The sequence below is a fragment of the Prosthecobacter vanneervenii genome (assembly GCF_014203095.1).
Lineage (GTDB): Bacteria > Verrucomicrobiota > Verrucomicrobiia > Verrucomicrobiales > Verrucomicrobiaceae > Prosthecobacter > Prosthecobacter vanneervenii.
On sequence record NZ_JACHIG010000001.1, the window covers coordinates 512,257 to 526,353 of the forward strand.

7 protein-coding genes and 1 tRNA gene are annotated in these 14,097 nt (G+C 63.7%); 3 read left to right on the forward strand and 5 right to left on the reverse strand.

The features are described from left to right. Positions 1–116 precede the first annotated feature (116 nt). From HNQ65_RS01820 to HNQ65_RS01840, 5 genes are all read right to left on the reverse strand, one after another. Positions 117–1,904, reverse strand: coding sequence for a ShlB/FhaC/HecB family hemolysin secretion/activation protein (locus tag HNQ65_RS01820; RefSeq protein WP_184337762.1), 1,788 nt, complete (start codon positions 1,902–1,904; stop codon positions 117–119). A gap of 20 nt (positions 1,905–1,924) precedes the next feature. Beyond that, entirely contained in the window at positions 1,925–7,117 is a 5,193-nt protein-coding gene (locus HNQ65_RS01825; RefSeq protein ID WP_184337763.1) for a beta strand repeat-containing protein, read from the reverse strand. A gap of 87 nt (positions 7,118–7,204) precedes the next feature. After that, positions 7,205–8,170, reverse strand: a complete 966-nt coding sequence (locus HNQ65_RS01830) for a FecR family protein (RefSeq protein ID WP_184337764.1) — start codon at positions 8,168–8,170, stop codon at positions 7,205–7,207. A 551-nt stretch (positions 8,171–8,721) separates the two neighbouring features. Next, positions 8,722–8,796, reverse strand: a tRNA-Arg gene (locus tag HNQ65_RS01835). Between the two features lie 97 nt (positions 8,797–8,893). Continuing rightward, positions 8,894–9,793 carry a sterol desaturase family protein gene (locus tag HNQ65_RS01840; protein ID WP_184337765.1) on the reverse strand — a complete coding sequence of 300 codons (900 nt, stop codon included), beginning with the start codon at positions 9,791–9,793 and terminating at the stop codon, positions 8,894–8,896. Between the two features lie 216 nt (positions 9,794–10,009). On the opposite strand from HNQ65_RS01840, the gene HNQ65_RS01845 reads away from it, so the two are divergent. The 3 genes from HNQ65_RS01845 (at position 10,010) to HNQ65_RS01855 (ending at position 14,097) form a co-directional block, all read left to right on the forward strand. Beyond that, entirely contained in the window at positions 10,010–11,404 is a 1,395-nt protein-coding gene (locus tag HNQ65_RS01845; protein WP_184337766.1) for an AMP-binding protein, read from the forward strand. 208 nt (positions 11,405–11,612) lie between these two features. Continuing rightward, positions 11,613–12,962 carry a phenylacetate--CoA ligase family protein gene (locus tag HNQ65_RS01850; RefSeq protein WP_184337767.1) on the forward strand — a complete coding sequence of 450 codons (1,350 nt, stop codon included), beginning with the start codon at positions 11,613–11,615 and terminating at the stop codon, positions 12,960–12,962. 79 nt (positions 12,963–13,041) lie between these two features. Continuing rightward, positions 13,042–14,097, forward strand: coding sequence for a zinc-dependent alcohol dehydrogenase (locus HNQ65_RS01855; RefSeq protein WP_184337768.1), 1,056 nt, complete (start codon positions 13,042–13,044; stop codon positions 14,095–14,097).

Genomic DNA, 14,097 nt, shown 5'->3' on the forward strand with positions numbered 1-14,097 from the left:
TGGGGGCTGGCTGAGTGCTGCAGGCTCGGAGGCCCGCGCTCCGGGGGATTGCAGGCATGCGGTGCCCTGCTGTGCCCGCGTCCAATCATGTCCAATGGGGGGCATCATGGCAGTTCCTAATACCGCACATTCATGCCGAAGTGCAGGCGGCCGCTGGGGGCCTGCACGAGGCCGGTGCTGCGCAGGGTCCAGCCGTAGGCGAGGCGCAGGTCCATGTTGGTGCCAAGATTGTAGCGCAGGCCGATGCCGGTGCTCTGCAGGTTGAGGTTGGGCTCGGAGGCGTTGCTGCCCACGCTTTCGAGGTAGGCGAAGTCGTAAAAGGCAAAGGTGTTGAGGTTGTCCGCCGTTTTTCCGGTGGCCCCCATGAGGTGCATCATGGGCATGTTCAGCTCAAAGTTGGCCACCACGCCGCGGTCTCCGCGTGCGGAGCTTTCATTGAAGCCGCGCACGGTCTGGTAGCCCCCGGCCAGCATCTGCTCGGTGGGCAGCAGGCGTGTGGTGGAGAGCTGGCCTGCGGCATGCATGAGGATGGAAAAGCCCTGCGGCAGGCGCAGCATGCGGTCCAGCTCCCCCTTGGCGTACCAGTACTTGGCCTGGGAGGCGGCGCGCAGGCTGTCAAAGGCCTCGTAGTTGTTATGCCCGAGCGTGTTGCCGGGGCTGTAGATGGCGGAGAGGCCCAGGCGGGTGAAGCCCAGCTTGTCATTCACCGTGATGTTGTACCCCACGCGGAGCTGCAGCACCTCGGCGGTGTTTTTGGAGAAGCTGCTGCCGCCAAAGAGGATGTCTGAGGTGGTGCTCTTGTAGTCGATGGCGGCGGTGGCCTTGTGCTGCATCTTGCTCCAGGCACTGGCCAGCGGCACGGTGTACGCGGCGGTCAGCTGGCGGTTGCGGCCATTGACTCCCAGAGGCCCGCCCACCTGCGTGGAGGAGTCCACATACACACCCAGAAGCTGCAGGCGGTGGCGCCATGGGAAGGGGATGTCCCAGATGAGCGCGTGCGCCTTCAGCCGGTCCAGCTCCTGATTCCCGGTGAAGTTGTACGTGAGCGACTGCTCGGTGCCAAAGAGCTGCAGCATGCTGATGCCGCCGGAGATTTGATTCAGCCCGGTGGCGCGCAGGCCGGAGTTGGCATAGCCCACGTAGGCCTTCACGGGATTGTTTTCCTGCGTCTTGAGCACGACGTCGCTGGTGCCGTCCTTGGCGCCGCGCTCGTAGATCACGTTCACATTGCGGATGGGATTCTGATTCAGCCAGGCCACGTCGCTTGAGATCTTGCGCGTGTCGATGCGCTCTCCGGGCTGCACGCTGACCTGCTTCTGCATGTAGGCGGGGTGGGAGCGCTGGGTGGCGCCCTCCACCTTCACCTGGCCCAGCACGGCCTCGCGCACCACGATCTGCACATAGCCGTGGGTGATGTCCTGCTCAGGCAGGTAGGCGTCCACCAGCGGGAAGTCGGTGGCCTGGTAGCTTTTGTTGATCTTTTGCACCATGCTGTTGAGCACGGCCATGCTGAGCGGCTGGCCGAGGTACTCGCGCTGCAGGGCGTCTGCCAGACCTGCGGGGAGATGCAGGGAGGGATCTGCGGCAAAAATCTGGCGCTGGTCCTTGGCGGGCACTTTGGTTTTCCTGGGCACGAGCAGCAGGCCGCGCAGGTTCACGCCCAGGGGCTTGGTGTCTGTGGCGGCGCGTTTGTCCGCCTCCTTTTGCGCGGCGGGGCTGGTCGGGGCGGGGGCGCTGAGATCGGCGTCGGTGGCGGGGCGTGCGCGGGGGATGGGCAGCCTGTCCACCAGCGTGCCGGCTCCGTTGGTGGTGGAGGGAAACTCCTGCGCCAGAGCACCGGGCGCGAATCCGCACACGACCAGGGCGGCCAGGAGAATGATCGGCTTGATTGAGGGTGACGGCATGGAAGAAGAGAAATGACGCATCAGCGGAGCGCGCTGTCGAGTTCCATCACACTTTCCGGTGTGGTGGCGTTTTGCAGCTTGAGGATTACAAAGGGTCCGGAAGGCACGCCATCCAGCGCGGTGTGCTGGATGCCATCTTCTGGCAGGACGAGCGCGGTGCCCTCTCCGCCTAGGGCACCGGAGAGCCGCGCCTCCGCCACGCCTGCCAGCTGCGCACGGAGGAGGGCCTGCACCTCAGACGGGGCGGGGCTGCCTGCGGCGTCCATCAGCGCCAGGCCCTGCGCGGGGACGAGGTGGTATTCCCCCTGCGCCCCCAGGGCGTGGGCCAGCTCCCCAAAGGAGCCGGGGGAGATGCTGGCGCTGAGGCTGCTCTCGATGGCGGGCGGCACGGGGCGGTCATTCACCTCCATGGTGATGCTGCCTGCGCCATACTCCAGCCGTGCGGTGCCATCACCCCCCAGCGCGAGGAAGAGCGTGCTGAAGGCCCGGGGACTGGCCGCGCGGGAGAGGTACTGCTGCACGCCGGGAGAGGGCAGCGGGGAACCGAGATCGATGGACTGCGCGCCGCCCTGCGGAGTCAGCGGGGCCTCGGCGTGGCCGATGGCCCCCAGAGAGAGCTCGCTCTGCGCCAGCAGGCTCATGCTGGCCTCCAGCTGCGCCACGGAGCTGGAACTGGCTGCGCCGATGCCGGGCTCGATGCTGAGAAGGCCGCCGCCATTTTGCAGGCGCACGGTGCCGTCTCCGCCCAAGCTCAGGTTAAGTTCTCGCTCCACCGTGGCGGAGGTGCTGGAGTTCATCTGGGCCTGCAGTCCCAGGCTGGCAGGACCGCCGCCGCCCACGGAGCCGAGCGCACTGCCGCCGCTGCTGAAGAAGGAGGAGATGCCGCCCGTGCCGCCGCCCAGCACGCTGCCTGCGATCTGCGCGCCCACGGCCCCCACGCCACCCGCGCCAAAGGCACCTGCGATGGAGGTGGTGTTGTAGTTGTTCGTCTGCGTGGAGCCCGCCAGCAGGGAGGTGGGGATGAAGACGTAGTTTTGCAGGAAGACGTTGGTGATCTTGGGCGGTGCGCCCGGCGCACTGGTGGCAAAGCCCGTGGTGGTGATGGTGCCAAAGCCGGGCTTGGTCAGCGGGCTGGTGAGCACCGTGGTGCCATCTACCAGGAGCTGGTTGTTTCCACCTCCGCCGCTGAGATTCTGCGCAAAGGTGTAAAAGCTGGTGGAGGTGGTGTCATTTCCTGCGCCGAGATTCAGCCCGATGGTGTTGATGCCCTGGAAGAAGTAGATGCGCCCCGCCACGCTGATCTGGGAGGAGGTGATGGTGTAGGTCTGGCCGGTCTGCAGGTTGCTGTCGTCCACGATGAGCACAGCCTGCGGATTTCCCACGCCGTCCACGTGGCCGCTGAGGCTGGCCTGGCTGAGGAAGACAAACTGGTTCACCCCGCTGCTGCTGCCGCTGAGGTTTTCAAACGAGCTGAAGTGCAGCGTGCCGAGCGTGCCTGCATTGGGCGCGGTGATCTGAAAAACATTCCCACCCGCTGCGTGGCCGATGAGCGTGTCTGCCAGGCTGGCGGAGCCGATGACGCTCTCGATGCTGGTGAGGCTGTCGGCGCTGAGGGTCACCGGGCCGGTGGCGGCGGCAAAGCTGAGTGTGTCATTGCCTGCGGCCCCGTTGACCGTGAGGCTGGCGGGCACCTGGGAGAGGAGGATGGTGTCGTCTCCAGAGCGCCCGGTGATGGAAGCCGAGGACGCTGTGAGGTGGGAGAGATCGATCACGCCGCTGAAGGTGGCGGTGAAGCTCTGCGCGTAGATCTGCGGCGCGCCGGTGAGGGTGCCGCCCGTGAGGCCCAGCGCGTGCACGGGTGCGCCAGCCTGCCCCGCACCGCCCTGCAGCGCCACCGCGCCCTGCGTGCCCGCATTCAGCGTGAGGTCCGCCGTGGGATTGAACGAGCCATACACCACACCGCCCAGCGTGATGGCAGCCCCGGCGGGGACTGCGCCGCCATTGGTGGTGTCCAGCGTGGCGCTGGTGCCGAGGGTGAGGGGGGAGCTGATGATGATCTGCCCGCCTGCGGTGGTGATGTCTGCGCACAGCAGCGTGCTGGAGCCGCTGAGCGTCACGCTGCCGCCCAGGTCCATGATCTGCCCGCTGACGGCGATCTCTCCCAGCGTCTGGATGGTGAGCGGCGCATGCCAGGTGGTGGCGCGCACGTCCACATAGCCGGAGGTGGGCGCACCGATGGTGATGTGGCTGAGGCCGGAGAGCGCGCCGATGCCTGCGCTGTCGATCAGGAGCGTGCCCGCCGCGCCATCTCCCAGGCCGATGGTGGTGCCTGCGGAGACGGTGCGCAGCTCCAGCGTGCCGCCACCGCCCACGCTGGCTGCGCCGGAGATGGCCACGGTGTCTGTCAGCACCAGGATCTCTGCGGGGCTCGTCACGGCGGTGTCTGCGCCGAGGGCCACGCCTGCATTGTCCGTGCCGCTGCCAGAACCGCTGCCGCCCATCTGGATCTGTGCGCCTGCGCTGGTGATGGCGGTGCCCGCATCCTGCAAGGAGATGCCGTGATTCCCGCTGCCGCCGCCGCCCGTGGTGCCCTGCATGAAGATGCCGCCTGCACCGGCCGCTGTGGAGGTGGAGTGAATGGTGGCCCCGTTTTGCATGAGGATGCCCACATTGCCATCTCCCGTGTCTCCACCACGACCGCTGAGGATGATGGCCCCCGCGCCGGAGGTGGTGAGCGTGGCATTGTCCAGCACGATGCCGGCAAAGTTTCCACCCGTGGGCGCGGGCTGCTGGTTGGCGTCCAGCTTCATGAGGCCGTCCACCACGGAGATGCTGGCGCCAGAGTTCACATGGATCTCCCGCTGCGCATTCAGGTAGATGGAGCCGCTGCCGGTATTGGAAACAGTGCTGCCATTCACCTCGATGCCAAAGCCGGTGAGCGTGATGATGCCGCCCTGGGAGGTGAGGTTTTGATTCACGCGGATGTGATCGGTATTCGTGGTGATGATGCTGATGCCGCCCAGCGCGCTCAGGCCGCTGTCCGCCCCGATGCTGCCCACGGTGAGGCCCAGGGTATTGATGATCTGCACGGAACCGATGGTGCCGATGCTGCTGATAGTCTGCACCGCATTGGCCGTGCTGGTGAGGAAGAAGTCATCCGCGCCCTGAAGCTTCAGCCCCCAGGAGGTGATGGCACCCTGTGCCACCACACTGCCTCCAGTGGTATGAAGTGACACCACGCCGAACCCGCCTGCGGTGATGGAGCCGTCATTGTCCAGCAGGATGGCGACGGTCTGCGTGCCGCCGCTGCGGCCTGTGAGAGTGATGTTTCCAGAATGCGAAATGACCTGCCCGCCGATGACGATGGACCGGAAGTCGCCGCAGTAGCTGGCCGCGCCCTGGTTGGCATTGAGGGTGACATTTCCCGCGCAGGTCAGGATCTCCGAGCCAGCCTGGATCTGGATGCTGCGCCCGGCATTCACCGTCACGCTGCCGCTGCCCGTGGCCTGGATGAGTCCCGTGCCGCCGTGCTGCGTGGTCATGATGAAATCCTGCTGCGCATTGATGGTGAGGGAGGCGTGGGAGCTCCAGTGGATGAGGCCCGCGAGGGTGATGTTGCCAGAGCCGCCGGTGGCGTTCACATTGGTCTGGATGATGAGATTGCCGCAGCCCCGGTCCAGCCAGCAGGAGATGTCCGAGGCGCGCAGGGTATTGGCCTGGGCGGGACTGGTGATGGTATTTCCTACCACGCAATCAGAGATCAAAATATCATTCGGGTCCAGCAGCAGGCTGCCCGCCTTTCCCTGCGGGGCGCTGAGGTCCACGCTGCCGGTGAGGGACTCCAGCACCAGCGCCTGCTTGCCTGAAAGCTCCGCCTGGCCGCCGTCTCCGCCTGTGAGGCCGCCGCGTGCCTGCAGGCTGCCGGCAAAACTGAGCTGCCCGCTGGCAAAGGCCACCACCGTGCCGCCATCTCCGCTGCGGGTGGCATTGGCAGATAGCACCGCACCAGACTGGATCTGCGCCTGGGTGGAATTGACCATGCTGGCATCCAGCCCCTGCACGCCGCCTCCGGCGAAGATGCTGCCGCCGCCCGTGGCACCGTCTGCCTGAATGAGCGCGCTGCCGCCGAGTGTGAGGGATTCTCCGCCCAGCCGGATGACGCCACCCGAACCTCCCGTACTGCTGGCGCTGATGCTTCCCTCGATGACCGTGCTCATCGTGCCTGCCGTGGTGCCGATGCTGATCTCGCCGCCTGCGGTTTCGCCGTCCGCATTCACCACGATGGCGCGGCGCACGGTGATCTCTCCGCCTTCCACATCGATGCGGCCTCCGCTGCCGGTGCGGCTGCTCACATCCACACGCCCGCCCAGGTCCACGCTGCCGCCGCTGCCTGCTCGCACACGGATCTGCCCGCCGCTGCCGGAGGCGCTGCGTGCCACCAGACTGCCGGTGTTTTGGATGCGCCCGCCATCCGCACTCAGCAGGATGCGCCCGCCCTGGCGTGTCACCCCCGTGGCGGCGATGCGGCCGGTGTTTTGAATAGCCAGCGCATAGACATTGCCGCCATGCGCCTTCAGCTCGGCCACGTTGGCCTGGATGAGGCCGGTGTTGCTCACGCCGGTGCCGCGCTGGGGGCCTGCGGCATTGCGCACGATCACGCGCTCGTCTCCCACAGGCTGGATGAGCACATCCGTGCCTGCGGCCAGGCCCACGGTGCCATTCGGCGCGCGGATGCTGCCGGAGTTGTTCACCTGAAAGCCGATGAGAAACACATCGCCCGTGGAGGCGCGGATGGCCCCGGCATTGCTCACGGCGGCGGTGCTGCTGCCCTGGTAGGTCATGGCACCTCCTGCCATGAAGTCGTGGTTGCTCAGATTCAGCGTGGAGGCGGTGAGGCCCGCCACATCCACCACCGCGCCCTGGCCGAAGACGATGCCGCTGGCATTGATGAGATAGAGCTGCCCGTTGGAGGTCAGCGTGCCGTCCAGCAGGGAGGGGCCTGCATCCAGCACACGGTTCAGCGTGGCGGAGGTGGCGCTGGGCAGGATGAACTGCGTGCGCTCCCCGCTGCCGATGGAGAAGCTGCTCCAGTTGATCACCGCGCGGTCGCTCTGCTGCTGGATCGTGGTCAGGCCGGGCACGCTGGCCTCGATGGTGGCACCGCCCTGCACCACCACACCGCCGGTCGGATTCGCCCGCGATGAAATTTCCAAGACGCTGAACAAAAGCCATAACGACACGCCCCGAAAAAGGGCGAGCGCCATCCTGGTGCTGGGAGATCCCGGTGCCATCCGCGTGTGTTATTGCTTCTTCGGGGCAGGGGGTGTGGAGGCGGCATCCAGCGGCACGATGACGACCTCGCCATCCTTCGTCTGCACGTAGCCTTTGCCGTTTTCCACGGACACGGAGTAAAACGCGCCCTTGGCCACGGCGGTGCCGCTGGGCGTCTTGATCTTAAAGTCCATCTTGCCGGAGGTCTCCGGCTTTACCAGCGCGCCGATGGTGCCGTTCTTCAGGTCCAGAAGCACGCGGGGCTCTTCCTTGGACTCCACGATCTCCGCCACCACGGCCTCGGCATTGGCCCCCAGGCGGATGGCGCTGGTGGTCGTCATGGTGATGGTGGCGCTGGAGTCCGCGCCCGTCTTGAGGGTGCTGCCCACGGCGATGATGTCTCCCTCCTTCAGCGGGTGCGCGGCCTGGCCTGCGGGCGTCTCGGTGGCGCTGCCTGTCACGGCGTTCACCTTGCCCATCTGCGGCTGCTGCTTCTTCACATTGGCGGGGGTCACATCCACCTTGCCATGCTCCACTTTCACAAAGCCTTTCCCGTCCTCCACCGCCACGGCAAACATGGTGCCGCGTGCCGCAGCGATGCCGCTGGGCGTCTTCACTTTAAAATCCATCGTGGACTGCGCCTGCGGCTGGATCAGCGCGCCGAGGCTGCCGGACTTCAGATCCACCAGCACCTTCGGCGCGGTGTCGGAGTCCACCAGATCCATGAACACCGCTTGGGAATTTTCCGCGATGCGCACGGCGGACTGTTTCGTGGTCTTGATGACTGCCCGCGAGGCCGCGCCCGTCTTCACCGTTGAGCCCACCGGGACGGCATCGCCCACCTTCAGAGGAGTCTCTGCCGCGCCCCCCATTGGCAGCAGGGTGACCTTCCCTACCGCGACGGAGACTGTGCCCGTGCTTGCAGCCTCGCCTGCAGCCATCGCCACCCCCATGCCGCCGAGGGCCAGGAACACGATGACAATGAGGTATTTCATTGCGGATAAGGTGTGATTCTTCATGCCGGAGTCAAAAGGTTAAGCAAAATGTTTGCAAATTTGCGTCTCTAATTTGCATTAAACCTAATATTTGCTATAAAATTTGGGTGGCAATTGTGGGGGTGTAAAAGAATCGTAAGCCCTTGCCACAGCCCTCTCTTTACAGGATTGCCATGATAACCTCAGTTCTTGCATGGCCCATCTTACCCTTGTGGCTGCTTTTCGTTAATCACTTCAGCGGCAGCGTGCCATTGCAGCGGGCAAACCTAGAGCCCCCGAACTGGCGATCGGAGAGTGAGCCAGTGTGAGCAGTGCGCAGAACGAGCGTATGTCCGAACTTGGGACACAATTGTTGCAGACGTGTGATTGGAGAGCGCTGAGTCAGCTTCTTGTGCCGCAGGCGGGAAATCTGCCGAGCACCTAACACTGGCGCATCGGGCTGATTTGCCTGAATTGTCCGGCGGGTCTGCGCGGTCAGAATTCACGACTCTAAATTCAAGCTGCAAACAAGCTTAATGGCGAGCTTTGTCTTCTAGCTTGCCATGCTCCTCTGGTGCGCCCGTCAGGAATCGAACCTGAATCTGCGGCTTCGGAGACCACCATTCTATCCGTTGAACTACGGGCGCGCTTAGTATCCAGAGAGCCCGATGATTCGCATGGGCTGCTGTGAGCAGCAAGTCGTTTCGATATGCCGGGAGTCTCTTTTTTGCGCAGCCTGCATGCTCACATCAGTTCATGCTTGGTGGTGCCATCTTTGGCGGCAGCTTGAAATTTATGCCAGCGGAAGGGCTCGATGACCTGTCCCCAAAAGGTCTTGGGCATGGCGGACTTGATGCCGATATCCACTGGGGGGCGGCGCTTGGTGTCATCATAGTACGTTCCGAAAATAATATCCCACAGCATGAGGTTTTCGCCGTAGTTTTTGTTTCCTTCACGCAGGTCTTTGGAGTGGTGCCAGCGGTGCAGGGCGGGGGTGTTGAAGATGTAGTTGAGCCAGCCAAAGCGCATCTGGATGTTGCAATGTGTGAGAAAGCCGATGTAGGCGGTGATAGCGCCAAACCAGAGCAGGATATCCCGAGGTGCACCCGCCAGAGCCAGCAGAGGAGCGGAGAAGATAGTGCTCTTGAGAGTGTCCACGATATGGAAACGCCCTGTGTTGAAAAACCAAAGCTTTTTGCTGCTGTGATGCACGGCATGGAAATACCAGAGCGGCATCCACTCATGCGCGATGCGGTGCGCCCAATAAAGACCAAACTCAGCGATGACCAGCCCCAGCGCCACCTGACAAGCCATGGGCCACTGAGTGGGCCAGTAGGGGCCGCCTCTGTCATTGCCTACCACATCAGCCAGGCCGATGACGGTGGCTGAGACGATGAGAAGCTGCACAAAGGACTTGGTAAAGGCGGTGTGTGCAAAATCCTGCACCATTTGGCCGTCAGACTCCAGCCATTCCTTTTCATGCGGGTGCACACGCTCCAATACATAGAGCAGCGCGGCCAAACTAAAGTAGGTGATATTGAATGCCAGAGGCCCGTGCCCGCTGGAGATGCCGATGGCGGTGGGGATCACAGCAGCAACAAGGAGAAGAGGCCAAAGCAGGTAGTCGAGCAGGGTGCGAAACATGGGCAGTATGTCTTCAAAGCAAGAAACGGGCACGAATCCAGCGCAGATGTGGTGAGATGGTGTGCGGGAATTGCGAACAAGGAGGATTCTCGCTCGCATGCTCCTCGATGCACCTATGACCACATTTGACCTCAATTATTCCGCTTCAGAAGTCTCCTAATGCATTGCTCCTTGACCCGGCATTTGCGCCATGACAGAGGGTAAGTATTCATTTAGATGAGCCGCCTCCTGAATCTTCTGCATGCCACTCGTGAGCTAAAAAAGACCCAGCTAATGAGCCGTGCCGAGGTGCTGAGGCTGCAGGACAGGCGCTGGCGGGCCATGGCGCGCTACGCACTCGAGGTCAGCCCCTTTTACCGCAGGCACCTGGCAGGCATTAATGTGGAGCGCTGTCAGCTCTCCGATCTCCCGCCCATGACGAAGGAGCTGTTGTTTGAGAACTGGGATGAAATCGTGCCAGATGTCAGGTTGCATCGTGCCGAGCTGGAGAAATATCTTCAGGATCCCGCGAACTGGGGCAAAGTAAAAGATGGCCGCTGGATGGTCTGCTACACCACGGGCACCACGGCCGCACCACAACTGGTGGTGCACGACATCGCGGCGGTGGATTATAGTCACGCCAGCCAAAACTTGCGCAACTCCGTCTCACCGCGCACCACTACCATGCCGCGTCTGCGGCTGGGTGGCAGGAGGCTCAAGGTGGTGGCTCTCGTCACCTCAAAAGCTGCGGCCACCTCGACCAGCCTCTTTGCCACCCGGCCCTGGGTGGGCGCGCTTTTTTCTACCTATCACCAGATTGATGTAGCCGCACCGTGGCAGCAGGTCCTGGCGGAGCTGCAACGACTGCAGCCGGACGCCCTTATGGGCTACTCCTCGGTGATGGGGCGTCTGGCGCAGGCCCAGCTCAATGGAGAGCTGCACCTGAACATGCGGCATGGCGGCTACATCTGGGGCGGCGGCGATGCGCTGACACCTGGCATCCGCGATCAGTGCCAGCGAGCCTTTGGCATCACTCCCTTCAACATGTACGGCTGTGGGGAGGTGCTGAGCATCGCACGCCAGTGGCGCGGCATGGAGCACCTCTGCTGTCATGATGACATGATGGTGCTGGAGACGGTAGATGAAGCCGGTCGCCCTATCCCCGAGGGCGATCTGGCGGACCACGCATACGTCACTCCTTTGATCAATAAAGCGATGCCACTGCTGCGCTATCGTGTGAATGATCGCCTGCGACTCGGTCCTGTGCATGAGCACTGGCCCTTCCGCACGCTCACCCAGGTGCATGGCCGGGGGACTACGGCCTACACCTTCCGCACGCCGGAGGTCCGGGTCTTCATCGGTATGAATTTTCTCTTCACCATGGATGAGCGTCGAGACGTGGCCTCCTTCCAGTTCCGCCAGACCGGACCTGCTACGGTGGAGTGCCTGACGGTGTCCTCACCAGGGATCAGCCCTTCATTCTTGGTGCCCGATCTGGAGGCCGATCTGCGCCGCTGTCTGGAAAGTGCCGGCTGTGGCGGAGTGCAGTGCACGGTGCGCATCGTGCGCGAGCTGATGCCAGATCCCCGCACCGGCAAAGTGGAGCAGAACGTGCCGCTGCCAGATGCATAACATAAAGCCACGCCTCCCACAGTACCTAGTTACGCAATCCTATCAATAAAGGCTCTAAAAACGTTTATATCGACGCGATATGATTGGGTATTTCTTTAGATTGGAATTCTTGACCCTGGATAGGTGACGTGAGAGGGGCTCAGGCCCTTGCATGCGCCGCCTTCTCAACCTCCTGTCAGCCACCCGTGATCTCAAGAGAACTCAGCTTATGTCACGGGCTCAGGTGCTGCGGCTGCAGGAGCAGCGGTGGCGTGCCATGGCGCGCTATGCGCTGCAGGTCAGCCCCTTTTACCGCAGGCATCTGGCGGGGATCGATGTGGAGCGCTGCGCCCTCTCCGACATCCCGCCTATGACGAAGCGCCTGCTGCGGGACAACTGGGACGAGATCGTGCCCGACTCCCGCCTGCACTACGCCGAGCTGCAGCGCTTTCTCAAAGACCCCGCCAACTGGGGCACGGTGAAGGACGGGCGCTGGCTGGTGGCCTCCACCTCCGGCACCTCCACCGAGCCCCTCATCGTGGTGCACGATATCGCCGCCGTGGACTACAGCCACGCCTGCCAGAATGTGCGCAACAGCGACTCCCCGCACAGCGCTGCCATGCCCTGCCTGCCATTTTTCCGCAAGCGGCTGAAGGTGCTGGCCATCGTGATGAGCAAGGCTCCCTCCGTCTCCTCCGCGCTGCTGCACACACGGCCTTGGGTGGGCTCTCTTTTCTCCACCTACCACAAGATCAATGCGGCGGCTCCGTGGTCGGAGATCCTGGCGGAGGTGCAGCGCCTGCAGCCAGATGCACTCATGGGTTTTTCCTCCGTCTTCGGGCGTCTGGCTCAGGCCCAGCTCAGCGGAGAGCTGAATCTGCACCTGTCTCCTGAGCGCGGCTACATCTGGGCCGGTGGCGATGCCGTGACCCCCGGCATCCGCGAGCTGTGCCGGCAGGCATTTGGCGTGGAGCCCTCCAGCATGTACGGCTGCGGGGAGGTGCTGAGCATCGCCCGCCAGTGGCGCGGGCTGGATCACCTCTGCTGCCATGACGACATGATGGTGCTGGAGACGGTGGACGCGGCTGGCCGCCCCGTGGCGGAGGGAGAACTCTCCGACCACGCCTACGTGACCCCGCTCATCAACAAAGCCGTGCCGCTGCTGCGCTACCGCATCAATGACCGCCTGCGCCCCGGCCCGGTGCACGAGCACTGGCCCTTCCGCACGCTGACGGAGATCCATGGCCGCAGCAACATGACGTACTACTTTCACACCCCGGAGAAGAAGGCCTTCTTTGGCAACAGTTTCCGCTTTGCCATCGATGATCGCAGCGACGTGCTGCTCTACCAGTTCCGCCAGACGGCACCCGCCGCCATCGAGTGCCTGCTGGTGCCACGCCCCGGAGCTGATGCGTCTGTGCTATGCCGGGAGATCGAGGACCTGATGCGTCAGAGTCTGGACGGCTGTGAGTGCCAGGCCGTGCAGTGCACCGCGCGCATCGTGCCAGAGCTGCTGCCAGATCCCCGCACTGGAAAGGTGGAGCAGCAGGTGCCGCTTAAGGATGAGATCGCTGCATGAGGCGGGCATGCGGCAGAGGAAGGCATTTCATCTCCTCGCTTGCACACACACGAGCCTCGTTGTTCGATGGCGCATTCACATGAAGTCCGTCATCGCCATCGCCCCTGGAGAACTCGCCATCCTCGACACCCCGCAGCCGCAGCCGGGGCCCTACCAGGCGCTGGTGCGCACCGAATGCGCCTGCCTCTGCAACCGCACAGACTCCGAGCTGCTCGCGGGGAAGTTTCCCGGCATGGAGGACAAGTTTCCCTTTGCCCTCGGGCACGAGAGCGTGGGCATCGTGGTGGCGGTGGGAGAGAAGGTGCGGAACTTCAAGGTGGGAGACCGCGCGGTGGGCGGCCTCGTCTTTGATCTGCAAACCGAAGGCGTGGACTCCGGCTGGGGCGGCTTTGGCGAGTACACCCTGGCCAATGACCACGACGCGATGGTGGCCGATGGTGTGGCGGATGAGGCCCACGGCTGGGTGGAGGTCTTTGAGATCCAGACCCGTGTGGACGCCGACATCCCGCCCGAGCAGGCCGTGCTGCTCTGCACCTGGCGCGAGGTTCTCGGTGCATTCCGCGACTTCCATCTGCAGCCCGGAGACGACGTGCTCATCTACGGCGCTGGTCCTGTGGGCCTGAGCTTTGTGAAGCTGGGCCGCCTCTTTGGCCTCGGCTGGATCGGCATCGTGGACCGCCATGCCGACAAGCAGGCCAAGGCGCTGGCCTTTGGCGCTGACGCCGCCTTTGCCCCGGGAGACATCGCCATCGGCGAACTGGCCAAGATCCGTGGCAAGAAGCTGGATGCCGTGATTGATGCTGTGGGCCACCCCGATATCGTGCAGCAGGGCCTGCCGCTACTGCGCCGTGGAGGCTCCCACTGTATCTACGGCGTGCTGACCCACGGCGTGCTGCACATCGACAAAACGAAAGCCGACTTCAACTTCAACCTCTTCGTGCACCAGTGGCCCACACGCCGGTACGAAAAGGAGTCTCAGGCCATGCTGTGCCGGTGGATTCGTGAAGGGCGGCTGACCTCCGCAGACTTCATCACCCACCGCTTCCAGGTGGGGGAGATCACCTCCGCATTCAAGGCCGTGGCCAATCGCAAGGTCATCAAGGCCCTGCTGGAATACCCCACGGCACAGGCTTGA